Consider the following 25,911-nt stretch of genomic DNA (forward strand, 5'->3'; position numbering starts at 1 on the left):
ACAGGGCTTTTTTACTATGCATATTCTCCATGGTAAATACATGGAGGGCATCGCGCTAAATTAGAAGGTATAGTTCAGGTTAAGACCATATAACCAAGCTTTGCCTTTCGAATGGAAAGTATAAACCGGGCTGTTTGGCGAGTTGTTTAACTTCTCTTCAACCTTCACTTCTTTGCCGTTCATATAGGAAATACCTACGTCTACTGAAGCATCTTTAGTGAAGTTATAGGTGGCACCGGTACTTAACCATACACGGTCTTGGTCAGGAATAGAAATAGAACGGTTCTTGGCAGGTACGGCGCTATCATCAAAGGCAATACCGGCACGCCATGTCCAGTTCTCATTATGGTAATAAGTGGTACCTAATGCGATACGGTAAGCATCACGGAACCCTTCGTGTTTGTAGAACAGAGTATTGCCGTCAGAGTCGGTTCCTTTCAGCTGTTCAAACTCACTCCAACTGGTGTAGGCCAGGGTATAGTGCATAGCCCATTTAGGCGCCACTTTATGGTAACCGGACAGCTCCCAAATCTCTGGCAGGTTTAGCGTCAGGTCACCGCTCATAGTAGAACCATTGGTTCCCCATGGATAGCCGGTAACAGACTGCATGCCGTTAATATTGGAGGGTAAATTACTGCTGTAGTCGCCGGTAAAATCGATATCAACTTTAGAGCGATAGCTCAGACCAATACGGTTATCTTTATCGATTTCATATAATAATCCGGTACTCCAACCGTAGCCCCATTCGTCACCTTTCAAGTGAGCGACTTCAGTATTGCTTGGCATACCGTTTTGGTTTTCACCGGCATAGCGGCTTATTTTCGCTTTTGCATAAACAGCATTGAAGCCTGCGCCGAAGCTAAGGTATTCATTAATACGGTAAGCAGCACTGAAGTTAAAGTTACCGGTTGTCAGCTCGGTCTTACCGGCCAGTGGTCCGGCAACATATTCATCGCTGAATTCTGTCGATAAACCATAGTTAGTGGTCAATGAGGTACCTACCGCCCAGCGATCGTTAATAGGGTAGATGAAGTGCAGATTAGGTACCCACTCGTTTGGCGTGATGTCACTGGAGGACATATCACTACCGGAAGGGGATGTACCGGTAATTTTTACCGTAGGCTGAACATAGATTGCCCCGCCGGAGAAAGTTGGACGATCAAACATCATCATTGATGCAGGGTTACGATTGCCTGAAGATGCGTTATCAGCGATAACACCTTCACCGGAGAACGCGCGACCCAGACCTGAAGCTGAGGATTCCTGAAGTTGGAAACCAGAGGCGTAGAGGTTGGATGATAATGCTGCGACAACGATAGCCAGTGCCGACTTTCTTAAAATGTTTTTACGGGACATACAAGATCTCAAAAGTTCAAAAATCATTACGGATTGTAATAATTAAGGAGGGCATTGTATGGAGGAAGGCGTTATCGACAGATTAGACCAGTTCAACGATCTTGAGATATTTTGTTAGCATTTCTATCTAATGTTCCGACAAAAAGTAAATGTTTTTTCACGCGCATGCGTATTTTGTTAGTGGAATAAAAAGTGAAATGGATAAAAAAAATTAAATATCAATCGATTAATTTGGCGAGTGTGGCGATTTAAAAAACTGACCTTGCGTCAGATCATGACAATTTAACAAAGTTCATGCGTAACTTGGGCTGGAAGAGTAGTATAAGCGAGATTATTAAATTTTGAGCTAGATCTCATAAACAGACGTTAATAGAGTGGTTATTTGTCCGCTTTATTCCAGAGGAGATAAACAATATGTCTGATTCATTGAAGTGTAATGCACAAGAAACAGCGGCCTGCTGTTGTGTTGATGTTGGTACCGTAATGGATAACACGGATTGCACCGCGTCTTATCAGAACGTGTTTGTTAACCGTGATGAAGCAGAACAAATGCTGAAGATGTTGACAGAGAAAGCGCGCGCTGTTGAATCTGAACCTTGCCTGATTGAAAGTCGCCTGGAAGACGTGACTGGTGGCGTGCAATTGACTACAGATTTCACGTTCTCATGTCAGGCTGAAACCATGATTTTCCAGCTGGGTCTACGCTAATACTGTTTGGTTGATAAGAGATTCGGGTGAGGCATTTAACGTCACTGCTTTGGCGTTAACGGTTAAGTGAACGGAGTCAAATATGCAAATCTTTATTATGCGCCATGGTGAAGCCAGCTATCATGCTGACAGCGATCCACAGCGTCCCTTAACGGATAAGGGACGTCAGCAAACCGCTGAAATGGCTCTTTGGTTGCGAAAAAAGATTGCAGAAATTGATTGGGTTCTGGTTAGCCCTTATGTCAGAGCACAGCAAACGCTGGATGTTTTCAAAGCAGAGTTTCCGATACCTGAACCGACAACGATTGAGACATTTTCTGCTTTGATACCGGGCGGTGATGCCATGTTGATTGCGGACTACCTGATGACCTTAGCTCAGGATGGTGTTAGTTCTGTATTGCTGGTTTCTCACTTGCCTTTGGTGGGGTACTTGGTTTCGGAATTGTGCAGTGGTGTTTATCCTCCGATGTTTAATCCTTCGGCAGTGGCCTGTATTACCGTGGAGCCACAAACGGGTAGAGGCACTCTAGACTGGCAGCAAGCGCCAGACGCACTAGCTTGATCGTTTAGGTTTTATTGACCGAATTAAAAAAGAGACGCTAATGGCGTCTCTTTTTCTGTTTATATGGCTAGCCTCAATCGGTGGGCCACAACGTCTTTCAGCAACTCAACCAATTGCGGATCCATATATTGGTAATCATCAGCAATATCCAATACATGAATCGTTTTATGTTCCAACAGCCGGTGATATTCAGCGACCAGACGATTTTTATGTTTTTGCTCCATCACGCAAATGGCATCAGCCCACTGTAGCAGTGCGGGTGTTACCGGTTTACGGGCATTACGGCTGGTGCCAGCGGATTTGACCGATAAATCGGGATGGTAACGCCAAACCTGTTCTGCGGTTGGACTACGCCATTGATTACGACTACAGATAAACAAAACATTCACGCTGAGGTCACCTCTTCCATGGCTTTTAATGTCAATTGGGCATTGCTAACCCTTGGGTACGCCATGCCTAACTGCGCCGCTCTGACTATTTTATCTGAGCGGGTATACATCATTTTCCAGTTTTTCTCTCTGGGGAAATCATTCCTGATGGAACTACTACCCCGATGCTTATTACGTTTATTTTGTGCCAGCCGCCAGGCTCGAGTGCGGATATTATCCATTATATTGCCTCATAAGATTAATCGTGGTTCAGCAGCCGCGATAATACAGAGAGGTCTAAATGGCAGTATTTATGCCAGCACTAATCATACATCATTTTGCTTAAATCAAAATAGAGTGAGTAACTATTGAATTTGGCTCAGTTATGATTGAGCGGGGTTTACCTTGCTGGAAAACCTCGGTGGAAGATAGCGGATGAAATAATTCATTATGACAGCAGAGATAAGTCCAGCTGCTGCGCAAACTAAACTCAGCTCGGAAGCATCGTTATTTCCTAATATTAATAAAGCGAGGGGAAAGAGCAGTGAGGTCATCATACCAATTAATGCTATGTAAATAATGTGAGCATATTGTTTGGGTAAACAAGCGATGATGATGCCAGTAAGCAAGGCTGCGGGTGCACCCCAGACATAAACAATCAACAAGACTAAGGGGAATTCGCTAAGTATATCCCTCAGAAAATGATGTGGGTAATTAAGGATGATATACATCAATGGGATGGCTGCAATCAGTCCAATAAGCGGCCCTATAAGGGTAAACCAAAAGGCATGATGGCAGATTCGCTGTATTTTATTCATAAACTGTCGTTTCCTGCAGGGGGATAACAAAATGTTTTAATGCAGATTAACGACAGTATGTGAAAAAGGCGTGAAGTTTAAATATCGATTCTATCTTCCAACTCAATTAGAACCAAAATGGCCGCATCGCCACCAAACTCTTTTGATGCTTGATGAAAGGCCAATACGTCAGGATGTTGGGCTAACCACAGCGGTGTCTGTTTCTTCAATATATGTTTACCGTGGCCGTGCATAACGCAGGCACAGTGAACGTGTTCACGCCGACAGGCGGCAATAAGCGCACCGAGCTCCTGTTTTGCCTGCTGTTGAGTTAATCCATGCAGGTCGAGAAATAGCTCCGGCGAATAATCACCACGTCGAAGTTTTTTGACCTCATAAGCGCTGGCTCCGGGGCGAACATAGCGCATTGGGCCTTCTTCACTGAGTAGCGGCTGGAACTCATCAGAAAAATAAAAACTGGCATCGATCTGATCTTGCAACAGACGTTCCGGCGAAATCTTCTTGTTTTTAGGTTTGGTTGAGTGAACCGCTTTATCCTGTTGGATCGGTTTAGTGCCGCGTACAGACTCTCTGAACAGGGCAAATTCTTCATCGGATAAGGCAAATTTCTTTTTCTTCACGGGATAATAATCGAGTAAAAATAATATGAGATAGGGGTAGTGTAACCTTATCGTTAATTCTGTTCATGCAGTTATCGCCATTGTTGATAAAATTGAATAGAACAATATCCGCGGATAGAAGCTGATTTGTTATGTACTTCATGGCAAACTAAGGGGTTATTTCCAGATTAGAATCCCGGTCGGAGGGTCAATTGGACAAGATTTTTGTGGATGAAGTTGTCAGTGATATGCACACCATTCAGGATATGCTGCGCTGGTCGGTGAGTCGTTTTAATGCGGCGAATATTTATTATGGTCATGGAACAGATAATCCGTGGGATGAGGCGGTACAATTAATATTGCCTACGCTATTCCTGCCGTTAGATATTCCACCGGAAATGTACCTTTCTCGTTTAACCGTTAGTGAGCGTCATCGCATCGTTGAGCGGGTTATTCGTCGGGTTAATGAGCGTCTGCCGGTGGCTTACCTGACGAATAAAGCCTGGTTTGCCGGTCACGAGTTTTTTGTTGATGAGCGGGTTTTAGTACCGCGTTCGCCAATTGGTGAATTAATCAACAATCGCTTTGAATCACTGATCCCCCACGAACCGCAGTCTATTTTAGATATGTGTACCGGCAGCGGATGTATTGCTATCGCCTGTGCTTATGCTTTCCCTGAGGCTGAAGTGGATGCGGTTGATATTTCCGTTGATGCGCTGGCCGTGGCGGAACAGAATATTGAGGCTCATCGCCTGGAGCATCAGGTTACGCCAATCCGTTCTGATCTGTTCAGGGATATGCCACCGATGAAGTACGATCTGATTGTCTCTAATCCACCTTATGTGGATGCCGAGGATATGTCAGATTTACCGAAAGAGTTTCGTTTTGAACCTGAATTAGGTTTGGCGGCCGGCACGGATGGCTTGAAGTTGGTGCGCCGTATTCTGGCTCGTGCCCCAGACTTCCTGAATCAAGATGGTGTCTTGATCTGTGAAGTCGGTAATAGCATGGTGCATTTAATGGAAGAGTACCCGGATATTCCATTTACCTGGCTGGAGTTTGAATACGGCGGTGATGGTATCTTTATGCTGACGCGTGAACAATTGCTCGCCTGCAGCGAGCACTTCCGTATTTACCGCGACTAATAAACAGCACAACATTACCGGGCTATTGAACGCTCTAATAATAATTAACGGCTAAAGGAGCTGTGATGGCAGGGAACAGTATTGGACAACTATTTCGCGTAACAACGTTTGGTGAATCTCATGGTGTTGCGTTGGGCTGTATTGTAGACGGTGTGCCACCGGGAATTCCTTTAACCGAGGCGGATCTTCAGCACGACCTCGATCGTCGTCGCCCGGGAACGTCACGTTACACCACTCAGCGCCGCGAGCCAGACAGCGTACGTATTCTGTCAGGCGTTTTTGAAGGGGTAACCACCGGCACCAGTATTGGTTTGTTGATTGAGAATACCGACCAGCGTTCGCAGGACTATGGCGACATTAAAGATACGTTTCGCCCAGGCCATGCAGACTATACCTACCAACAGAAATATGGCCTGCGTGATTATCGGGGCGGTGGGCGTTCTTCTGCTCGGGAAACCGCGATGCGGGTAGCGGCAGGAGCTATCGCTAAGAAATATTTACAGCAACAGTTCGGTATTCAGGTTCGTGGTTATCTATCACAGATGGGAGATATCAGCTGCGAGTTAAAAGATTGGCAACAGGTAGAACAAAACCCTTTCTTTTGCCCGGATCCATCACGGATTGACGCATTGGATGAATTAATGCGTGAACTGAAAAAGGCCGGCGATTCCGTTGGGGCTAAAGTTACCGTGGTTGCTGATGGAGTTCCGGTTGGTTTAGGTGAGCCGGTATTTGATCGCTTAGATGCCGAACTGGCCCATGCTCTGATGAGTATTAATGCCGTTAAAGGTGTGGAAATTGGTGATGGTTTTGCGGTAGTGAATAAACGCGGTAGTGAAAATCGCGATGAAATCACTCCTCAGGGATTTATCAGTAATCATGCCGGTGGCATTCTTGGTGGAATCAGCAGCGGACAACCAATAGTCGCTAATATTGCACTGAAACCGACCTCCAGCATTACTATTCCAGGGCGCACGATCAATAAGCAGGGCGAAGCGGTAGAGATGATTACGCGCGGGCGTCACGATCCTTGCGTGGGGATTCGTGCGGTACCAATCGCAGAAGCCATGATGGCAATCGTGTTAATGGATCATTTAATGCGTCATCGCGCTCAATGCTATGACGTGAAATCAGATGTGCCAAGTTGGTAATCAGGATATTGACGATGAAACAGATATTTTTCGCCGCGATGGCACTGTTTTTTTCTACTTCTACGCTAGCAGCAACGCCGTGGCAGCAGGTTAAACAGCCGGTTGAGGGTACACCTCAATCGATCGGTGGGTTTTCCAATGGTTGTATTATTGGGGCTCAGCCACTTTCACTGCAAGGTCAGGGGTATCTGGTGATGCGCAGCCAGCAACTGCGTTATTTTGGTCACCCTGATTTGCTGGCATTTATTCATCGTTTGACCAATAAAACCCAATCCTATGGTTTGGGCAATGTACTGATCGGCGATATGGGCATGCCGGCTGGTGGGCGTTTTGCCACCGGACATGCCAGCCATCAGAGTGGTCTGGATGTGGATATTTGGTTGCAGTTACCGCGTGAACGTTGGAGTGCGACCCAATTGAAAAATCCAAAGGCGATTGATTTGGTTGCCGGCAATGGTAAACAAGTGGTGGAAAGCCTATGGCAACCGCAAGTTGGCGAATTGATTAAGTTGGCAGCCAGCGATAATGACGTAACGCGCATCTTTGTTCATCCGGCGATTAAGCAGAAATTGTGTCAAACCGCAGGTAGCGATCGCACATGGTTACGTAAGGTTCGTCCGTGGTTTGGGCATCGCGCTCATATGCACGTGAGGTTACGTTGTCCGGCAGATAGTCTGGAGTGCGAAGAGCAGGCCGCTATTCCTGCTGGTGATGGATGTGGTGCTGAACTGGCCAGTTGGCTGGAAGCACCGGCTAAATTACCAAATGCCAAGCCGAAACCGCCGCAAATTCCTGAACCGCCTGCATCATGTAAGGCTCTGTTGGTGAATAACTTTAAGGTAGAGTAAAAAATGGAGTGGTTTTCCCTCAGCGTTGAGATTTATATCATATTATTTTTCGTTGCAATGCTGGCCGGATTTATCGACTCTATTGCCGGCGGCGGGGGACTCATTACCTTACCCGCACTGCTATCTGTGGGGCTTCCCCCGGCTCAGGCATTGGCCACCAATAAATTACAGTCAATTGGTGGCTCATTTTCAGCCAGTCTTTATTTTATTCGCCGCAAAGCAGTGGATTTAAAAGAACAGCGCTGGGCTATTTTACTGACGTTTATTGGCGCCATGATCGGCGCAATCCTCATTCAGCGCATTAATGCTGATGTTTTACGTTCTATATTGCCGCTGCTGGTGATTGCTATTGGTCTCTATTTTTTACTGAGTCCGAAAGTGGGGGGAGCGGAGCGGCAGAAGCGTTTAAGTGCTTTGCCCTTTGCTTTTATTGCTGGTTTTGGCATCGGTTTTTATGATGGTTTATTTGGACCCGGTACCGGTTCTTTTTTTGCTCTGGCCTACGTTACCCTGCAAGGTTTTAACCTGACTAAATCTACGGCTCACGCTAAAGTACTCAACTTCACTTCAAACCTGGCTTCACTGCTGTTTTTTATTCTGGGTGGCAAAGTGGTATGGGCCATTGGTTTAGCCATGTTAGGTGGGCAGGTTATCGGTGCCCGACTCGGTGCTCGTATGGTACTTTCTCGCGGACAGAAGCTGATTCGGCCAATGTTAATCGTGGTGTCATTCGTCATGAGCTGTAAATTAATTTATGATAGCCACGGCGCAGAAATATCCCAGTGGATTACGCGTTTTTTCTAATTTGAATTTCCAGGATATTTTCCTGCTAAAAATAGAGTTAAGTTAATTGACCAGACAACATATTCCTCAAGATCTTATCGATCTGTTTGAGCACACTTTTGGTGCGAATTACCAGACAAAACTCGTTCAGGGCGATGATGAGCCAATATACCTGCCGGCAGATGAGCAGGTGCCTTATCATCAAATTGTGTTTGCCCATGGCTTTTATGCCAGCGCTTTTCATGAAATTTCTCACTGGTGTATTGCCGGTGAAGAGCGACGCAAACAGGTTGATTACGGCTACTGGTATTGCCCTGACGGTCGCGGTGCGGATAAACAGGCCGAGTTTGAAGTTGTGGAAATTAAACCTCAGGCGTTTGATTGGTTTTTTTGTGTCGCCTCGGGTTATCCGTTTAACGTGAGCTGCGATAATCTGGACGGTGATTTTCAGCCCGACCGCGTTGCTTTTCAGCGTAAGGTTCATGCTCAGGTATTAGATTATTTAACTAATGGTATTCCTGAGCGCCCAGCTCGGTTTATTCAGGCCCTACAAGAGTTTTATCAGACCAAGCCGCTAGTTGCTGATGATTTTCCTTATCCGCAATACCCAACTGGCTGGTGTGTGTAATTTTAGCAATATTTTATTTTTTGAATCAATATATTGAGGAACCTGCATGATCGCAGAATTTGAAGAGTCCATTCTGGCGCTGATTGATAGCAATGTTGAACATGCCAGTGATGATGAGTTATTTGCTGGTGGCTATTTACGCGGTCATATTACCTTAGCGGCAGCCTTGGCTGAGGAACAGGGGAAAACCACACTTGAGGATTTTGCTCACTTGATTGAACAGAGTTTGGCTGATGCGATTAAATTAGGGGAGCTTTCTCCGGTGGATCAGGTCTTAGTTTTTAACCTGTGGAAGACCTTGTTACAACAAGTTTCAGCAGAAAAAAACTAAGTAATACTTAGAATTACTGGGTGGAATTTAGACAAAAACATTTTAGTTATCAATAACAAATAATGTAGCTTATTAAAGTATCTGAACCTTGATATGACAAATAGTGGTATCAACGGGACGGTACTTTTTTATTCATCAGCTCTGCAAGATTTAAGATGAATATAGGTTCATTAATCAAAACAATGGAGATGTTTTATGTCTAAAAAGACGTTAGGTATGTTGTTAGCCGGTTGTGCTTTAGCGATTAGCTGCAGTGCTTCTGCTGCTCAGTTGGGACCGTGGTTTAAAGCGGCATCGAGTTATAATGCCTTATGGGAACACTGTACGTGGAAACAATACCTGTACAATGATCAAGGCCAAGTTATTGGTTATGGTAAGAATGTTAAAAAAACATTCGGCTTCTTAAGAGGTTGCCCGAAGCCATAATCAATTCGATTTAGGCTCGATGGCGTGAATACACCGATGAATTAAACCAGCTAAGGCTGGTTTTTTTGTATTTATTACACGACAGTGATTCAACTTAAAGGCTGAACCTTCGGCTTTTTTCTTTACCGCTATAGCGGTGCCCCTTTTAACAGTTTCTTTATCCACTTGCGGTTCGGGCTTAACGCTTCCAGCAGGTCAGCCGTCATCGGTAAAGGCTCATCAAATATTTGACCTGCCAAAATTTCTGCCAGTAGTGGGGCGGAGCATAAGCCTCGGGAACCCAATCCGGCGATTAAATACAGATCGGGCCATATCGGCGCTTGTTCAATACCTTCATGCTTTTTTACGCGGTGTTCGAGATGTTGGTAAACCTCGAGTAAGCGTGAATAATCAGGTAGAGCACCCAACAGCGGGAAATGATCTCTGACCGCGCTGCGGATACTGCATCGGGCGATGTTGTCGCTGATATCAACATACTGTGGCCACGCAAGGTTTGGTAAACAGTTAATTAGACGCTGGCGGTTTTCTTCTTGTTCAGTCTGGCGATAGTCGGTTTGACCATCATCTCGCCCATGGCTGGCACCCAGACAGTGAAACTGACGTTGCTGATCTACCGGTGTCAGATAACCGTCGTAACACAAAACCTGTTGCAGTGAACTTAACTCGGGTGAGGTTGGTACCTGCGACACCTGCCCGCGAACGAGAGTAAGGGGCAGATTTGCTGCTTGAGTGATATCGCTGACTTGATATCCCATAGCCAGAATAACCGTTGCATGCTGAACGGTCTTGCCATGTTTAAAGCTAAGCGACCAGCTTTGTTCCATTCGTTCTAGCTTGATTAGCTGAGATTGATAATAGGTTTTCATGCCTAAGGTTTCTGCATAGGCCAAGGCATTAGTCGTCAGTTGTAAAGGGGAGAGCCATCCTCCCATCGGGTAGTGAATGCCATCACAGCCGACGGGTAATCCACAGGCGGTTTCCGCCTGTGGTTGAGAAAAGCCGGTGACGATTTGAGGTAAAGGTTTTGATGCCAAAATAGCATCATTCCTACGTTTATTTTTTAGGTTATGGCCAAGTTGAATCACGCCACACCACCGATGATCAAAATCAATGTCTTTATTTAACAGACTGTCATAGGTTTGTCTGGCAAAAGTGAATGCCTGAGTAAAGAATTGGGTCAATGGCGAATTATCTTTGACCATCAGTGGATAGAGTACGCCCTGATGGTTGCCAGAAGCAGATTGCGCCGGAGCGGCATCAGCACAGTAAAGCGTCACCTTGGCACCACGACGCAATAACGATAGCGCCGTCATGGCCGAGGCTATGCCGCCGCCAATAATGGCAACATCCTGAGGATTATCTGCTGGTGGTCTGGCATACCAAGGGGCAGGGTGTGGTTGTTTGACTATTGTGTCGGCGTCTTTTATGCCAACCAGCATTTCTCGTTTATGGCCGAATCCTTTGATGCGTGAAACCTTAAATCCAGCGTCCTGTAGCCCACGACGGACAACCCCGGCGGCCGTAAAGGTAGCAAATGTCCCGTTATCGGCCGCAAGTTTAGCCATGTGGTTAAACAACAGCGGGGTCCACATATCCGGGTTTTTAGACGGTGCAAAACCGTCAAGAAACCAAGCGTCGACTTTAGCGTGAATACTGTAATCTAATGTGGGCAATAACTGATTTACATCGCCAAACCATAAGTCCAGCATCACTTGCTCATTGTCCAGATACAAGCGATGACACCCTGCGGTTGCCAGAGGCCATATTTGACGTAATTCGGCACAGAGTTCAGCAAACTGTGGCCAAGTTTGTTGAACAGTGGTCAGGTCTTCACGGGTTAAGGGATATTTTTCAAAGCTGATAAAGTGTAGTCGCTTTAATGCTGATTGTGGATTGGCCGTTTTAAAACGGCGAAAAGCGTCCCATAAGGTGATGAAATTTAATCCGGTACCAAATCCGGTTTCGGCAATAACGAAATGACTTTTAGAGTGAGTGCTAAATCTTTCCGGAATTTGGTTTCCGGTTAAAAACACGTATTTGGTTTCTTCCGGTCCATCCTGATTGGAAAAGTAAACATCATCAAACTCTCGGGAAACAGGTGTACCCTGTTCATTCCAGTTCAATGTTGCATGTCGAATTGATATCTCACCCACGTTAAAATACCGTCTGTTCAAGTACTAGAGTGATAATAATGATGAACGACTCGTAAAGAAATTAACATCTTTTGTTGCATATATTTTGCTGATCGGACTTGTTCAGCTTACAAGTGTAAGCTAATCTGTTAGGCAAATTCGCAATACAATAAAAAAGTAGAAAGAGGTAATAGATGAAACGTGCAGTTATCACCGGCTTAGGTGTTATTTCTAGTATCGGTAATAATAAACAAGAAGTCTTGGAGTCTTTAGAACTGGGACGTTCCGGTATTACCCATGCTCAGGAATTGCAAGATGCAGGCATGCGCAGTCATGTTTGGGGTAATATTAAACTGGATACTGCTGGATTAATTGACCGCAAAATTGCTCGTTTCATGAGTGATGCATCAATTTATGCTTATCTTTCTATGCAAGAAGCGATTAAAGACTCAGGATTAGCAGACGATCAAGTTTCTAACGACCGTACTGGCTTGGTTGTCGGTTCAGGTGGTGGTTCTCCACGCAGTCAGGTGGCGGGTGCTGATGGTATGCGCGCTCGCGGCTTACGTGGCGTAGGGCCATATATGGTGACCAAAGCGATGGCTTCAGGTGTTTCAGCCTGTTTAGCCACACCTTTCAAAATTCGCGGCGTTAACTACACCATTAGTTCCGCTTGTGCTACTTCCGCACACTGTATTGGTCATGCCTTGGAACTGATTCAGTTAGGCAAACAAGACGTGGTCTTTGCCGGTGGCGGTGAAGAAATGTGCTGGGAACTCTCCTGTGAGTTTGATGCTATGGGTGCATTATCTACCCAATATAACGATACGCCGGAAAAAGCATCCCGTACTTATGATACCGACCGTGATGGTTTTGTTATCTCTGGTGGTGGCGGTATGGTTGTGGTTGAAGAACTGGAGCACGCTCTGGCTCGTGGCGCACATATCTATGCTGAAATTGTTGGTTACGGTGCGACGTCTGATGGTGCGGATATGGTTGCTCCTTCTGGTGAAGGTGCGGTTCGCTGTATGAAGATGGCAATGCAAGGTGTTGATACCCCAATTGATTACCTGAACGTCCACGGTACTTCTACGCCGGTTGGTGATGTGAAAGAACTGGGCGCTATTCGTGAAGTGTTTGGTGATAATACGCCAGCGATTTCATCCACTAAGGCAATGACGGGTCATGCGCTGGGTGCTGCCGGTGTTCATGAAGCTATCTATACGTTGTTAATGGTTGAAAATAGCTTTATAGCCCCTAGCATCAATATCGATAATTTAGATGAACAAGCTGCCGGTATGAATATCATTACCAAGACAACTCGCCGTGAGTTAACTACTGCGATGTCTAACAGTTTCGGCTTTGGTGGTACCAACGCCACGTTAGTGATGCGTAAATACAGCAAATAAGTTCTCGAAACTTTGTCTCTATAAACTGCCGGTGATTTGTGTCACTGGCAGTTTTTATTTTATAGCCTGGGGTAAAAACCAGCGTAGTATTCAGGTATCATAGACGGTATCTATTTAGCTATTTTGATTTAATTAAACACGCTTTCGGTTGCTGAAATTGACCGAAAGAAGGTTAAGCGTATCTATGTTTCTGAAAGAGAAAAAAACTTCAGTATTGCTACTGGTCATCTTATTGCTTATTGCAATGTTATCGATTCAAAGTGGTGCTTCGCTGGCGAAAAGCCTGTTCCCTATTGTGGGTGCCCAAGGCATGACGGCTCTGCGTCTGTTTTTGGGGACTATTATTCTGATGATCTTTTTACGCCCTTGGCGTAAGAGCAAAACTCGGATCCCTGCACCGGGAGCAAGATGGTGGCTTCTAGCCTACGGACTGTCCCTTGGTGGAATGAACTTACTGTTTTATATGTCCTTGAGAACGGTGCCGCTGGGAATTGCTGTAGCGCTGGAGTTTATTGGACCACTGGCCGTAGCGATGTTTTCTTCTCGTCGTTTGGTGGATTTTCTGTGGGTTGGTTTAGTTATTGTCGGTTTAGGGTTATTGCTACCGCTAAATCAATCCGTTAATGGCGTAGATCCGGTGGGTGCCTGCTATGCGCTGGGTGCCGGGGTATTTTGGGCCCTATATATTGTATTTGGTCAACGGGCAGGCGCCAGCTACGGCACACGCTCCGTTGCGTTAGGGGCATTGGTTGCCACGATCATTGTTTTACCTGTTGGGGTTATTTATGCTGGCAGCGATTTATTTTCGCTGTCGATATTGCCTGTCGCCATCGGTGTAGCCATACTGTCAACTGCGCTACCTTATTCATTAGAGATGGTTGCTTTAACGCGTTTACCAGCACAGACCTTTGGCACACTGACTAGCTTAGAACCTGCAATGGGGGCGTTTTCTGGCCTCATTTTCTTGAATGAAACGCTGTCTTTTATGCAATGGATGGGACTGTTAGCGGTAATTGTTGCTTCGATGGGGGCATCGTTAACCATTAAGCCCAAGGCTAAGCTTGAATCGGTGAAGATTGATACTGAAAGCGTCCGTTGATGTTAAGAGATCGCCACAATATTTTGACCGTCATCCCGGCGAAAGCTGTGATCTCGTTTAAGCCAAGCGTTGTTATTAAGATAAAATGACGGGGTAGATGGCGTAAAAATGCTTAACAGACAAAATAGCCACCCAAAAGGTGGCTATTTTGTTATCCATTATCTTTACAGATTTTCCAACTGTTGCTGATACTGGCTTAAATCACCCAGCGTTTGAGCCACCCACTCAGGATTGTAGTAGGTATCCAGATAGCGTTCTCCGCTATCGCACAATAATGTCACAATAGCGCCTTTTTCACCGTTGTCACGCATACGCTTAGCCAACTGTAGTGCTCCCCAGACGTTAGTGCCTGTTGAAGCGCCGGTTTTGCGTCCTAAAATCTTTTCTAACCAAAGAATCGTGGCGATACTGGCGGCATCTGGAACCTGAATCATTTCCTCAATCACGGCAGGAATAAATGAGGGTTCTACTCGTGGACGGCCAATGCCTTCAATTCGGCTTCCGCAGTGGGTAGAGAGGGCACCATCTCCGGTTTGGAAATAGTCATAAAATACCGAGTTTTCTGGATCGACGACTACCAGTTTAGTGTCATATCCTTGATAGCGGATATAGCGCCCTAATGTGGCAGAGGTTCCGCCAGTGCCGGCACTCATCACAAGGTAATCGGGAACGGTATGTGGCTCACGCTGCATTTGACGGAAAATACTGTCGGCGATATTGTTATTACCACGCCAGTCGGTGGCCCGTTCAGCATAGGTAAATTGATCCATATAGTGACCGTTAAGCTCTGTTGCCAGGCGCTCTGAGGCGGCGTAGATTTCAGATGAATGCTTCACGAAATGGCAGCGGCCACCATAGAATTCAATTTGTTCTATTTTGCGCTTTGCCGTGCAGTCGGGCATGACGGCAATAAAAGGCAATCCCAGCAAACGGGCAAAATAGGCCTCTGATACGGCGGTACTGCCGGATGAGGCTTCAATAATGGTGGTATCCTGTTTAATCCAACCATTAGACAGACCATATAAAAACAGTGAGCGAGCCAAACGGTGCTTTAGGCTACCAGTAGGATGAGTGCTTTCATCTTTCAGATAGAGATAGATACCGGGAAATTGGGCTAACTGAATGCGAATGAGATGGGTATCTGCGGAACGTTGGAAATCAGCTTCAATTTCACTGATGGCCTGTTTTACCCAATGGCGTGTCATATTTTTCTCCGGATCTGTGTGGTTAATCTGTGGCTTTAGACAATGGGTCTATACTGATAGACTAACGGTAATTTGAGAAAAAATTATTGCTATTTTTACTCTATATTTACTCAGTAATGGAAAAATTTTCTCCCGGGAGTGGCTGTGCTAGATAAAATTGACCGTAAACTACTGACCCTTTTGCAAAAAGACTGTACGCTGTCTTTACAGGCTCTGTCTGAAGAAGTGAATCTAACTTCTACTCCTTGCTGGAAACGATTAAAAAAGCTGGAGGATGATGGTTATATCCGCCAGAAGGTGGCATTGCTTGATGCCACAAAACTAGGGTTAAACCTAACGGCGTTTGTGCTGATTAAAACCCAATGTCATAGCAGCGAATGGTATCAACATTTTGTTGATCGGGTTAATGCGATGCCGGAAGTTATGGCATTCTACCGGATGGCGGGAGAATATGATTATCTGATGCATGTGCAAGTAGCGGATATGAAAAGTTATGATAACTTTTATAAGCAGCTAGTGAATAGCGTTAGCGGATTAAGTGATGTGACCTCAAGTTTTTCGATGGAAGAGATAAAGCTGACGACCTGCTTACCCATAACCGAGTAATGCTTTCCGTTTTTCCAAATGAGAAATTGTTTCATTTAGTTCTGGTGAAGGTGCTATTCTACTTGGCTTATTAGTATCGGATTCAACCTGAAGCGGTGACGGATTAACCGCCTAACCACTGGATTATTATAGTGAAACTGTTTTCCCAATTGCGCTGGTTTTTTGTCCTTGAATGGAAACGTTATCTAGGTGCAGTGACACTTCTTATCGTTATTGCGATGCTGCAACTGCTGCCACCAAAACTGGTCGGCATTATTGTGGATGGAATTACTCATCAGCAGATGAGCGGTCGTACTCTATTACTGTGGATTAGCCTGATTGTAGGTACGGCTGTGGTGATTTATTTGCTGCGATATGTATGGCGTATCTTATTGTTTGGTGCCTCTTATCTACTCGCGGTTAAATTACGTAATAATTTCTATAATCAGCTTAGTCGCCAACACCCCAATTTTTATTTGCGTCACCGGACGGGTGACTTAATTGCTCGCGCCACCAATGATGTTGATCGAGTGGTGTTTGCCGCGGGAGAAGGCGTGCTAACGCTGGTGGATTCTTTGGTGATGGGGTGTGCGGTACTCATTATCATGAGTATTGAAATCAGTTGGCAACTCACGCTGCTATCCCTACTGCCGATGCCCATTATGGCGATCTTTATCAAGCGCTATGGTGATGAACTGTATAATCGTTTTCGCGTGGCTCAGGCCGCGTTCTCTTTATTAAACGATCGTACTCAGGAAAGCTTAACCAGTATCCGGATGATTAAAGCCTTTGGGTTGGAAAATTATCAATCAAAACTATTTTCTGACGTAGCCATCGATGCTGGTAATAAGAACATGCATGTGGCGAAAGTGGATGCCCGCTTTGATCCAACTATTTATCTGGCGGTTGCCTGTGCCAATATGCTGGCAATCGGGGGCGGAAGCTGGATGGTGATTAATAACCAACTGACGCTAGGACAGCTAACCAGCTTTGTGATGTATTTAGGGTTGATGATTTGGCCTATGCTGGCGCTGGCGTGGATGTTTAATATTGTTGAACGCGGTAGCGCTGCCTATAGCCGTATAGCTAGTTTGTTAACAGAAGCCCCAGAAGTGGTCGATGGCGAACTGTCTTTACCGCCAGGGCGTGGAGTGCTGGAACTCAATATTATTCGCTTTGATTATCCACCGGCGGAAAAACCGGTATTGGAAAATATTCAGGCTCGTTTGGAACCGGGAAAAACTCTGGGGTTATGCGGCCCCACTGGTTCAGGCAAGAGTACGTTGCTGGCGCTGATTCAACGTCAGTTCGATGTAACGCAAGGTGAAATTTGTTATCACTCGCTGCCTCTTAGCCAAATTAAACTGGATGAATGGCGCGCACGAATGTCGGTCGTCAGTCAAATGCCGTTCCTGTTTTCTGCCAGTATTGCTGAAAATATTGCCTTGGGTAACCCATCGGTATCACAAGACGAGATAGAACATGCGGCTGCACTGGCCTGCGTTCATGAAGATATTTTGAATTTGTCCCAAGGCTATCAGACTGAAGTTGGAGAGCGGGGCGTGATGTTGTCAGGTGGTCAGAAACAGCGGATAGCCATCGCCAGAGCGTTACTGATGGAAAGTGAAATTCTGATTTTGGATGATGCTTTATCTGCCGTTGACGGGCGGACCGAATATCAAATTTTGCAAAATTTACGTGGCTGGGGACAAAATCGTACGCTGATTATCAGCGCCCATCGGCTTTCCGGACTATTGCATGCCAGTGAAATACTGGTGTTGCAGGATGGAAAAGTAGCCCAGCGAGGCACGCATTCTGAACTGGCTGAACAGATGGGATGGTATCGTAATATGTATCGTTATCAGCAATTGGAAGCGGCACTGGATGAGTGATATGAATACGGATAGCAATCATAAATTCCGCCAGCTTTGGCCGACGTTAAAACGTTTACTTTCCTATGGCTTACCTTATCGACGTCCATTGACGTTGGCGGCGATATTACTGTGGTTAGCGGCTGGGGCTGAGGTATGTGGCCCGGTCTTGATCAGCTATTTTATCGATAATATGGTGGCCAAAAACAGTATGCCGACCGGTAAAGTTATCGGGTTAGCGGTGGTGTTTCTACTGTTACAAATTTTGGCGGCTACCCTGCGCTATAATCAGGCGTTGTTGTTTAATCGTGCCTCAGTAGGGGTTGTTCAGACGATTCGTAGCGATGTCATGGATGCGGCACTTAAACAGCCAATCGCGGTGTTTGATACACAGCCGGTTGGTCAATTAATCTCAAAAGTGACCAACGATACCGAAGTAATTAAAGATCTCTATGTGACGGTTGTTGCCACAGTATTGCGTAGTGCCGCGTTAATCAGCGCGATGCTGATTGCGATGTTTAGCCTGAACTGGCGGATGGCATTGGTGGCAATGATGATGTTCCCGGTTGTATTGATTCTGATGGGACTTTATCAACGTCACAGTACTCCTATTATTCGTCAGGTACGAAGCCTGTTAGCGGATATTAATAACGGTTTTAACGAGGCTATCAGCGGGATGGTTGTTTTACAGCAGTTTCGCCAGCAGGGGCGTTTTGGCGAGAAGCTTGGAGAGACAAGCCATGTGCATTATTTGATGCGCCTTAAGACGTTAAGGCTGGAAAGTCTACTATTGCGACCATTGCTGAGTTTAATTTCTGCGCTGGTGCTAAGTGGTTTATTGATGCTGTTTGGCTTCAGTCAGGAAGGGGCCATTGGTGTTGGCGTGCTGTATGCCTTTATTAACTATTTATCCCGATTAAATGAGCCATTAATCGAATTGGCATCTCAGCAGGCCATGTTACAGCAGGCGGTGGTAGCGGGTGAGCGAATTTTTGAACTGATGGATGGCGAGCAGCAGCAGTATGGTGATGATCTTCGTCCATTGGCTTCAGGTAAGGTAGAGATTAATCATGTGGACTTCGCTTACAACCCGTCTAAGACGGTGTTGAAAGATATTAATCTACAGGTTCCATCGCGTCATTTTATTGCGTTAGTGGGGCATACCGGGAGCGGTAAAAGTACGCTGGCGAATTTGCTGATGGGGTATTATCCCTTGGTTAGCGGCGAGATTTATCTTGACGATCGTCCCTTGAAAACGCTGAGCCATCAGGTATTACGTAGTGGTGTCGCCATGGTGCAGCAAGATCCCGTGGTGTTGGCGGATACGGTATATGCCAATATTGCTTTGGGTCGTGATATCAGTGAAGAACAAGTCTGGCAGGCGTTACAGATTTCTCAGTTAGAACCGCTGGTAAAAGAGATGCCTAAGGGCATTCATACTGTATTTGGTGAACAGGGTAATAACCTATCCGTAGGGCAGAAGCAATTGTTGGCGTTAGCCAGAGTGCTGGTTCAAACACCGCAAATCCTGATATTGGATGAGGCCACGGCGAATATAGATTCCGGAACTGAGCAGGCAATCCACCGTGCATTAAGTGCCATTCGTCATAAAACGACGCTGGTTGTGATTGCCCATCGTCTTTCAACCATTGTGGATGCCGATCAAATTGTAGTACTCAACCGAGGTGAAATTGTTGAGTCAGGCAATCATCAGCAGTTGCTGGCGCAAAAGGGACGTTATTATCAGATGCATCAATTGCAGTTGGCCGCTACGGAGTTGGAAGCGCCTCTCTGATTTTTTTATCTATTTTTTTCAATTTTCCCCGGCTCTATTGAGCCGGAAATATTGTGCTATGCCCTATTGGGAATGCAAAACAATATCATTACTCTTTTGTTAATGTATTGTTGTGATTTCGATCCACTGTTTTTGGATTTTGACAATCTGAGTTTAAATTAAAATCATCGACAAATTATTAATGTATTTACAATTCATATAATAAAGACTCATCGAATAACGTTTATTTTTTTCTTTATAAATCATCAGATAACATTTTTCAATTTTTACTCTTATTAGAAAAATGAGGCGCTTAATAATGTGATTAGACCAGTTATTTTATAACAATATTGTTAAGGGGAAATATTGTTATTAATTGAATCTATTTATATTTTTTATCTTAACTTGAAAACAAAATATTATTTTTTCTTGTTACACTTAATTTACAATCCAATTACTCAGGTCTTACGATCGCTGACAGAATTCGGTCTAGTATCTACTTCAGATTTAACAGAAACGTTATGTGAAGCTAAATCAAATTAGCATTCGGTCTATCACTGCATGCTGAATATTAAACGCAATGTAAGTTAACAATCCTGAGGATATACCAAATGAAAAAATTATTACCTTTAGCAATCGCTTCAATGTTCGTACTTTCTGGTTCTGTATTCGCTGCTGAGACAACTGCTGCTCCGGTTAAAACTGAAGCTCAGCCAGTTTCAGCTACGCAACACAAAGCAGGTGAAAAAGCTAAGCAGCATAAAAAGCATGTAACAGCTAAGTCAGAAACTAAACAGCCAGCTAAAGACGCTGCTGCTAAGTAATTAGAATCATTAACTGATATCCAAGGTGTACCAAATGAAAAAATTACTTCCGTTGGCCGTAGCCGCAATGTTTGTTCTGTCTGGATCAGCATTTGCTGCTAGCACAGCTACACAACCCGTTAAAGATGTACAACACGCATCGGTTACTAAACATAAAACTGCTCATAAAGCTAAACAGCATAAAAAGCAGGTTAAAGCTAAATCAGAAAGCCAACAGCCGGCTGGTACTCCGTCAGCTTAATATCAGGTTTGTTTATTGCGTAATAAAAACCCCGGTCTCGGGGTTTTTGCATTTTAGCTTGGTAAAAAAGGATTATCGTTGAGTGAATTGAAAATCGTTGCATCATAATTTATCTATTAAGCACTATTTTAGTGCGTAACGATGTTTAATGAATTTGGTTTATGATTTATTCAACGTCATAGTTATCTAACCCGTAAAATAATACCTGAGTGTTTATTTTTTCATTTCGCAACGTTAAGTCAGCTTTCCACTTTAGTGATATACCATCATTGCCTGAAATATCAGCATGGCACAAGATTATTTCCCTCGATCACTCTCCAATTTAAGCCGCAATTTATTTATTCGATCTACTCTTTTTAATTAAAACGAACATTTTTTTATATATTGGCATGTAACTTGCTTTTGCATGTTTGTTAGCTATTTGTCAGTAAATTGTTTTTAACCGTTGGTTTGAATCTGAGGAGAGGCATATGAAACTGGTCACGGTGGTGATTAAACCCTTCAAGTTAGAAGATGTACGCGAAGCCTTATCTTCAATAGGCATTCAGGGATTAACGGTTACTGAGGTGAAAGGATTTGGGCGACAAAAGGGGCATGCTGAGCTTTACCGCGGTGCCGAGTACAGTGTGAATTTTTTACCCAAGATGAAGATAGACATCGCGATGTCTGACGATCAAGTTGAAGGCGCAATAGAGGCCATCACCCAGTCAGCCTACACCGGGAAAATTGGCGATGGAAAAATATTTGTGACCGAGTTGCAACGGGTCGTTCGTATCCGCACCGGTGAAACTGATGAAGACGCGCTGTAATTCACTTATAGACTCAATTTTGGAAAGGATGGAATAACATGAAAAGATTTTTATCCACAGTGATGCTGAGTGCATCGGCCATATTTCCAGAAGTGACCATGGCGGCTGAAAATGTAGCCGATAAGGCTGACAACGGTTTTATGATGATCAGTACTGCATTAGTACTGTTTATGTGTATTCCAGGTATCGCCCTGTTTTATGGTGGTTTATTACGTTCAAAAAACGTGCTTTCTCTGTTAACTCAAGTGATGGCTACTTTCTCTTTAGTCAGCGTACTTTGGGTGATTTACGGTTATAGCTTGGCCTTTGGTGTGGGAAATGATTTTTTCGGTAATTTCAACGGACTATTGTTGAAAGATATCCACCTGACGGACGTAACCGGCACATTTTATAAACTCATTCACGTGGCTTTTCAGGGATCGTTTGCCTGCATTACCGTGGGATTAATCGTTGGTGGTTTTGCCGAACGAATCCGTTTTTCTGCGGTTATGCTGTTTGTATTTATATGGTTTACGTTGGCTTATTTACCGATGGCTCATATGGTCTGGGGCGGTGGATACCTATTTAAACTGGGCGCCATTGATTTTGCCGGTGGAACAGTAGTGCATATCAATGCGGCAATTGCGGCGTTGGTGGGTGCTTATATGCTGGGTAAACGTAGTGGCTTTGGGCGTGAGGCATTTAAGCCCCATAACTTGCCGATGGTTTTTATTGGGGCGGCTATTCTATACGTTGGTTGGTTTGGTTTTAACGCGGGCTCAGCCAGCGGGGCTAATGAAATTGCCGCTTTGGCATTTATTAATACCCTATCAGCAACGGCAGGTGCGGTATTGTCATGGTTAATGGCTGAATGGATGCTTAGAGGTAAGCCTTCACTTTTGGGAGCCTGCTCTGGTTGTATTGCGGGCTTAGTAGCTATTACGCCTGCTGCGGGGTCTGTCAGTATTGGGGGCGCGCTAATACTGGGGATTATTGCAGGTGTTGCCGGACTTTGGGGAGTTGTGGTTCTTAAGTCATGGTTGAAAGTAGATGACACCTGTGATGTGTTCGGAGTACACGGAGTTTGTGGCATTGTTGGCTGTATCGGTACCGGTATTTTAACCTCGGCTAGCTTAGGTGGGACGGGTTATGCTGAAGGTGTGACCATGCTAAAACAGGTCGGTATTCAGGCTGCCAGTATCGGTGTCTGCTTACTCTGGTCGGGGCTGGTGGCTTACGTTGCTTATAAAATGGCTGATTACTGGCTTGGTTTACGGGTACCGGAAGAAGTGGAACGTGAAGGACTGGATGTGAATAGCCACGGTGAGAGTGCCTATAACCAATAATCTGTCGCTCATTAGGTTAACAATAAAAAAGACGGCTTATGCCGTCTTTTTTACGAACATCAACTTATTAGGCAAACAGCGTGTAAAGAATCGCTGAAATGGCTATTAGTCCCATGATGACAACAAAGATATTGCTGAAATGGCCGCGATATTTTTGCATAGCAGGGATTTTATGAATGGCATACATCGGCATGATAAACAGAATCATAGCGATAACTGGGCCACCCAAGGTTTCGATAATACCCAGAATACTTGGATTTAACGTAGCGATAATCCAACAAGTAATAATCATGAAGACCGCGGTGATTTGCTCTAATCTCTTGACCTTAACGGGTTTACCTTTGGAACGCAGAGACTTAACCATTAGTCCTTGCATACCTTCGCTCGCGCCAAGGTAATGACCCAGAAATGATTTAGTGATAGCTACAAATGCAATAACCGGAGCAACATACTCAATTAATGGCGTTTGGAAGTGGTTTGCCAGATAAGACAGAATAGAAATATTCTGAGCTTTAGCTTCAGCCAGATTAGCCGGGCTCAGACTTAATACACAGCTAAATACAAAGAACATGACGGTAAATACCATCATCATATGGGCATAGCGCAAGATTCTGCCACTTTTCTCATCTGCATTTTTACCGTAGGTTTCTTTTTGGCTAACGGCAAAAGAGGAGATGATAGGGGAGTGGTTAAAGGAGAACACCATGGTTGGAATGATCAGCCATAAGGTTAACAGTAATCCTTTAATACTGGCAGCATCAAAAGTGGTATTCGCCTGCTCAAAGATTGCGCCACTCCACTGTGGAATCAGATATAAAGCCAGCAGCATAAGCACGACGACAAATGGATAAACCAGAATACTCATGGCTTTTACTATCATATCGCGACCGAAGTGAACAATCGTCATCAGACCAAGAATCAGGATGATTGACAATAACCAGCGCGGTGGTGCGGTCATACCCATTTGAACTTCGATAAAGCTGATGGTGGTATTGGTAATACCCACACTATAGACCAACAGAATAGGATAAATAGCCAGGAAATACAGTAAGGTAATTAATGCACCAGCAAATTTGCCAAAGTGTTCTTCTACCACCTCAGTGATATCACCACCTCGGGATGAACCGGATAATACAAATCGGGTTAATGCGCGGTGAGAAAAGTAAGTCATTGGAAAGGCAATGATCAGCATAATCATCAATGGCCATATGCCACCTAAACCAGCATTGATGGGCAGAAAAAGCACACCGGCGCCGATAGCCGTACCATAGAGACCCAACATCCACGTTGTATCTTGTTTTTGCCATGTTGATGCCTGAAGTTTTGAATCTGTATCCGGCATCGATACTGAGATGTCTTTGACCGACATTGATAACCCTCATCTGAGAAAAATAGAATATTGAAGCGTGCGTATTCTAGGGGGAGTTTCCATCAGAAGATATGCATTAGATCACAAATTTAGCACTTTAGTCGGTGGTTTGGGGTTGGATATAGAGTAATAGTTTATTATTTCAGGAAATATTGCTGGGATATTTTTGATTATATTTCATCCGGGGTATAAAAGGCTGCTGAAAATAGAATGGGGTTAGTTAAGTTTTATAGCAGCGAAAGTTTCGTCCACTATCAATACAGAGAATAAATTAATGTTGATGCACGTGGCCGAGCAGAGGGCGTTAGGGTTAACGCACCGGCGCTGATTTGCTCCCGGCAAAGCAGCGCCTCGCCCATCATCCTTGATGGGCGTGCTCCCTCACTCAGTTGTCGGCTGAATTCCAGCGCTCAATAGAAAGGGCGAAAGATAAAATTCACTTTTCGTATTTTCTTAACTAATCAGAATGATGCTAAAAGCATTCTTTTTAATTTATTGCTATTAATCATTATGATAACGGATCACGCCTTCCTGGGATGTTGAGGCGACGAGCAGACCATCTTGAGTAAAGAACTGACCGCGAACAAAACCACGAGCACCTGATGCTGAAGGGCTTTCCACTGAGTAAAGTAGCCAGTCATCCAGTCGGAATGAACGGTGGAACCAAATAGAATGGTCAATGGTTGCTACCTGCATACCCGGCTGTAGCAGGGCTACCCCGTGCGGCTGTAAAGCGGTGGGTAAAAAATTAAAGTCAGAGGCATAGCCCAGTAAATATTTATGAATGCCGGGGTCGTCAGGCATTTGACCGTTCGCCCTCAACCAGACATAGCGTACTGGCTCGTCAATGTCGGCCTGAAGTAAGTTGTGGAATTTTACCGGACGCATCTCAATCGGCATTTCATTACAGAAAATATTCTTCATGGGTGCCGGTAGGAGATGGGCTACTTTTTTAGCGATATCAGTTTCTGAAGGTAAAGTGTCTGGTTTAGGGACGACGGGCATGATTGCCGCCTGATGATTGAAACCTTGTTCATAGCTTTGATAAGAAGCGGTCATATAAAAAATGGTTTGGCCGTTTTGCAAGGCGCTCACGCGGCGGGTGCTGAAGCTATGCCCGTCACGAATAATCTCCACTTCGTACTCTACCGGCTGATGACTATCGCCAGGACGCAGGAAATAGCTGTGGCAGGAATGAGCATTTCTTTCCGGTGGCACCGTTTGTTTAGCTGCGGATAGCGCTTGACCAACAACCTGACCACCAAAAAGCTGCCTTAAGCCCAGATTTTGGCTTTGTCCGCGAAATCGGTTAGTGCCAATTTTTTCCAGATGGAGTAATGCCAGTAAATTCTGTAAAACTTCGCTCATTGTGCGAGGATCCTGTTCGATAATATATGGGTATTGATGCACCATATCATAAGCGGTTGGGCTCTATTTGTGCCAGTAATGCGTGGAGAGGGAAATTTATTAGAATATTTAATGACTTGGTTATAACTTCAATAAATCGTAAGAAAATAACCATATAGTTTGGTTTTACGATTTATG

The 25,911-nt window shown here is 44.8% G+C and carries 27 protein-coding genes; 18 read left to right on the plus strand and 9 right to left on the minus strand.

Going from position 1 to position 25,911, the window contains the following annotated elements; translation table 11 throughout:
• Positions 1 to 60 precede the first annotated feature (60 nt).
• Positions 61 to 1,356, minus strand: a complete 1,296-nt coding sequence (gene fadL, locus EL341_RS05155; RefSeq protein WP_126467179.1) for a long-chain fatty acid transporter FadL — start codon at positions 1,354 to 1,356, stop codon at positions 61 to 63.
• A 414-nt stretch (positions 1,357 to 1,770) separates the two neighbouring features.
• Here fadL and EL341_RS05160 point away from each other — a divergent pair, with 414 nt between their 5' ends.
• Both EL341_RS05160 and sixA read left to right on the plus strand, forming a co-directional pair.
• Complete coding sequence (locus EL341_RS05160; protein ID WP_074820730.1) at positions 1,771 to 2,064, plus strand: YfcZ/YiiS family protein; 294 nt, start codon at positions 1,771 to 1,773, stop codon at positions 2,062 to 2,064.
• Positions 2,065 to 2,146: 82 nt separating this feature from the next.
• Positions 2,147 to 2,626 carry a phosphohistidine phosphatase SixA gene (gene sixA / locus EL341_RS05165; RefSeq protein ID WP_074820733.1) on the plus strand — a complete coding sequence of 160 codons (480 nt, stop codon included), beginning with the start codon at positions 2,147 to 2,149 and terminating at the stop codon, positions 2,624 to 2,626.
• A 59-nt stretch (positions 2,627 to 2,685) separates the two neighbouring features.
• Here the strand turns inward: sixA and EL341_RS05170 are convergent, their stop codons facing one another.
• From EL341_RS05170 to smrB, 4 genes are all read right to left on the minus strand, one after another.
• Entirely contained in the window at positions 2,686 to 3,015 is a 330-nt protein-coding gene (locus tag EL341_RS05170; RefSeq protein WP_047780410.1) for a low molecular weight protein tyrosine phosphatase family protein, read from the minus strand.
• Positions 3,012 to 3,236: a hypothetical protein gene (locus EL341_RS05175; RefSeq protein ID WP_047780411.1), complete on the minus strand. Its 225-nt coding sequence runs from the start codon at positions 3,234 to 3,236 to the stop codon at positions 3,012 to 3,014. The genes EL341_RS05170 and EL341_RS05175 overlap by 4 nt, the downstream gene beginning before the upstream one ends.
• A 141-nt stretch (positions 3,237 to 3,377) precedes the next feature.
• Positions 3,378 to 3,812, minus strand: coding sequence for a hypothetical protein (locus EL341_RS05180; protein ID WP_074820735.1), 435 nt, complete (start codon positions 3,810 to 3,812; stop codon positions 3,378 to 3,380).
• A gap of 77 nt (positions 3,813 to 3,889) precedes the next feature.
• Entirely contained in the window at positions 3,890 to 4,432 is a 543-nt protein-coding gene (smrB, locus tag EL341_RS05185) for an endonuclease SmrB (protein ID WP_071845444.1), read from the minus strand.
• 191 nt (positions 4,433 to 4,623) lie between these two features.
• Here smrB and prmB point away from each other — a divergent pair, with 191 nt between their 5' ends.
• The 7 genes from prmB (at position 4,624) to EL341_RS05220 (ending at position 9,723) form a co-directional block, all read left to right on the plus strand.
• On the plus strand, positions 4,624 to 5,556 hold the full coding sequence (gene prmB / locus EL341_RS05190; protein WP_047780413.1) for a 50S ribosomal protein L3 N(5)-glutamine methyltransferase: 933 nt from the start codon (positions 4,624 to 4,626) through the stop codon (positions 5,554 to 5,556).
• A gap of 65 nt (positions 5,557 to 5,621) precedes the next feature.
• Positions 5,622 to 6,707 carry a chorismate synthase gene (gene aroC / locus EL341_RS05195; RefSeq protein ID WP_047780414.1) on the plus strand — a complete coding sequence of 362 codons (1,086 nt, stop codon included), beginning with the start codon at positions 5,622 to 5,624 and terminating at the stop codon, positions 6,705 to 6,707.
• A 14-nt stretch (positions 6,708 to 6,721) separates the two neighbouring features.
• Positions 6,722 to 7,555 (plus strand): penicillin-insensitive murein endopeptidase, encoded by an 834-nt coding sequence (gene mepA / locus EL341_RS05200; RefSeq protein WP_047780415.1) that lies wholly within the window; start codon positions 6,722 to 6,724, stop codon positions 7,553 to 7,555.
• A 3-nt stretch (positions 7,556 to 7,558) separates the two neighbouring features.
• On the plus strand, positions 7,559 to 8,359 hold the full coding sequence (locus EL341_RS05205; RefSeq protein ID WP_126467181.1) for a sulfite exporter TauE/SafE family protein: 801 nt from the start codon (positions 7,559 to 7,561) through the stop codon (positions 8,357 to 8,359).
• 46 nt (positions 8,360 to 8,405) lie between these two features.
• Entirely contained in the window at positions 8,406 to 8,966 is a 561-nt protein-coding gene (locus tag EL341_RS05210; RefSeq protein ID WP_126467183.1) for an elongation factor P hydroxylase, read from the plus strand.
• Positions 8,967 to 9,012: 46 nt separating this feature from the next.
• On the plus strand, positions 9,013 to 9,297 hold the full coding sequence (locus tag EL341_RS05215; RefSeq protein ID WP_126467185.1) for a YfcL family protein: 285 nt from the start codon (positions 9,013 to 9,015) through the stop codon (positions 9,295 to 9,297).
• 195 nt (positions 9,298 to 9,492) lie between these two features.
• Positions 9,493 to 9,723, plus strand: a complete 231-nt coding sequence (locus tag EL341_RS05220) for a hypothetical protein (protein ID WP_047780419.1) — start codon at positions 9,493 to 9,495, stop codon at positions 9,721 to 9,723.
• 128 nt (positions 9,724 to 9,851) lie between these two features.
• Here EL341_RS05220 and mnmC read toward each other — a convergent pair whose 3' ends face one another.
• Positions 9,852 to 11,876, minus strand: a complete 2,025-nt coding sequence (mnmC, locus tag EL341_RS05225) for a bifunctional tRNA (5-methylaminomethyl-2-thiouridine)(34)-methyltransferase MnmD/FAD-dependent 5-carboxymethylaminomethyl-2-thiouridine(34) oxidoreductase MnmC (protein WP_126467187.1) — start codon at positions 11,874 to 11,876, stop codon at positions 9,852 to 9,854.
• A 173-nt stretch (positions 11,877 to 12,049) separates the two neighbouring features.
• Here mnmC and fabB point away from each other — a divergent pair, with 173 nt between their 5' ends.
• Entirely contained in the window at positions 12,050 to 13,264 is a 1,215-nt protein-coding gene (gene fabB, locus EL341_RS05230; protein ID WP_126467189.1) for a beta-ketoacyl-ACP synthase I, read from the plus strand.
• 184 nt (positions 13,265 to 13,448) lie between these two features.
• Complete coding sequence (gene rhtA, locus EL341_RS05235; protein ID WP_047780423.1) at positions 13,449 to 14,363, plus strand: threonine/homoserine exporter RhtA; 915 nt, start codon at positions 13,449 to 13,451, stop codon at positions 14,361 to 14,363.
• Positions 14,364 to 14,527: 164 nt separating this feature from the next.
• Here the strand turns inward: rhtA and EL341_RS05240 are convergent, their stop codons facing one another.
• Complete coding sequence (locus EL341_RS05240; RefSeq protein WP_047780424.1) at positions 14,528 to 15,568, minus strand: PLP-dependent cysteine synthase family protein; 1,041 nt, start codon at positions 15,566 to 15,568, stop codon at positions 14,528 to 14,530.
• Positions 15,569 to 15,712: 144 nt separating this feature from the next.
• On the opposite strand from EL341_RS05240, the gene EL341_RS05245 reads away from it, so the two are divergent.
• The 7 genes from EL341_RS05245 to amtB all read left to right on the plus strand — a co-directional run bounded on the left by EL341_RS05245 (position 15,713) and on the right by amtB (position 22,997).
• A complete protein-coding gene (locus tag EL341_RS05245) occupies positions 15,713 to 16,174 on the plus strand; it encodes an Lrp/AsnC family transcriptional regulator (RefSeq protein ID WP_047782544.1) in 462 nt (153 codons plus the stop codon).
• A 131-nt stretch (positions 16,175 to 16,305) separates the two neighbouring features.
• On the plus strand, positions 16,306 to 18,045 hold the full coding sequence (locus tag EL341_RS05250; RefSeq protein WP_126467191.1) for a SmdA family multidrug ABC transporter permease/ATP-binding protein: 1,740 nt from the start codon (positions 16,306 to 16,308) through the stop codon (positions 18,043 to 18,045).
• Between the two features lies 1 nt (position 18,046).
• Positions 18,047 to 19,819, plus strand: coding sequence for a SmdB family multidrug efflux ABC transporter permease/ATP-binding protein (locus tag EL341_RS05255; protein WP_074820747.1), 1,773 nt, complete (start codon positions 18,047 to 18,049; stop codon positions 19,817 to 19,819).
• 590 nt (positions 19,820 to 20,409) lie between these two features.
• Positions 20,410 to 20,622, plus strand: a complete 213-nt coding sequence (locus EL341_RS05260; protein ID WP_074820748.1) for a hypothetical protein — start codon at positions 20,410 to 20,412, stop codon at positions 20,620 to 20,622.
• 34 nt (positions 20,623 to 20,656) lie between these two features.
• On the plus strand, positions 20,657 to 20,863 hold the full coding sequence (locus tag EL341_RS05265; RefSeq protein ID WP_074820749.1) for a hypothetical protein: 207 nt from the start codon (positions 20,657 to 20,659) through the stop codon (positions 20,861 to 20,863).
• 470 nt (positions 20,864 to 21,333) lie between these two features.
• On the plus strand, positions 21,334 to 21,672 hold the full coding sequence (gene glnK / locus EL341_RS05270) for a P-II family nitrogen regulator (protein ID WP_074820751.1): 339 nt from the start codon (positions 21,334 to 21,336) through the stop codon (positions 21,670 to 21,672).
• Positions 21,673 to 21,710: 38 nt separating this feature from the next.
• On the plus strand, positions 21,711 to 22,997 hold the full coding sequence (gene amtB, locus EL341_RS05275) for an ammonium transporter AmtB (RefSeq protein ID WP_126467193.1): 1,287 nt from the start codon (positions 21,711 to 21,713) through the stop codon (positions 22,995 to 22,997).
• Positions 22,998 to 23,064: 67 nt separating this feature from the next.
• On the opposite strand, the gene EL341_RS05280 is transcribed toward amtB, so the two are convergent.
• Positions 23,065 to 24,366: a serine/threonine transporter gene (locus EL341_RS05280; RefSeq protein ID WP_083399628.1), complete on the minus strand. Its 1,302-nt coding sequence runs from the start codon at positions 24,364 to 24,366 to the stop codon at positions 23,065 to 23,067.
• Positions 24,367 to 24,867: 501 nt separating this feature from the next.
• A complete protein-coding gene (gene tesB / locus EL341_RS05285; protein ID WP_047780432.1) occupies positions 24,868 to 25,734 on the minus strand; it encodes an acyl-CoA thioesterase II in 867 nt (288 codons plus the stop codon).
• Positions 25,735 to 25,911 lie beyond the last annotated feature (177 nt).

This window comes from Pragia fontium (assembly GCF_900638655.1).
In the GTDB taxonomy this organism is placed as follows: domain Bacteria; phylum Pseudomonadota; class Gammaproteobacteria; order Enterobacterales; family Enterobacteriaceae; genus Pragia; species Pragia fontium.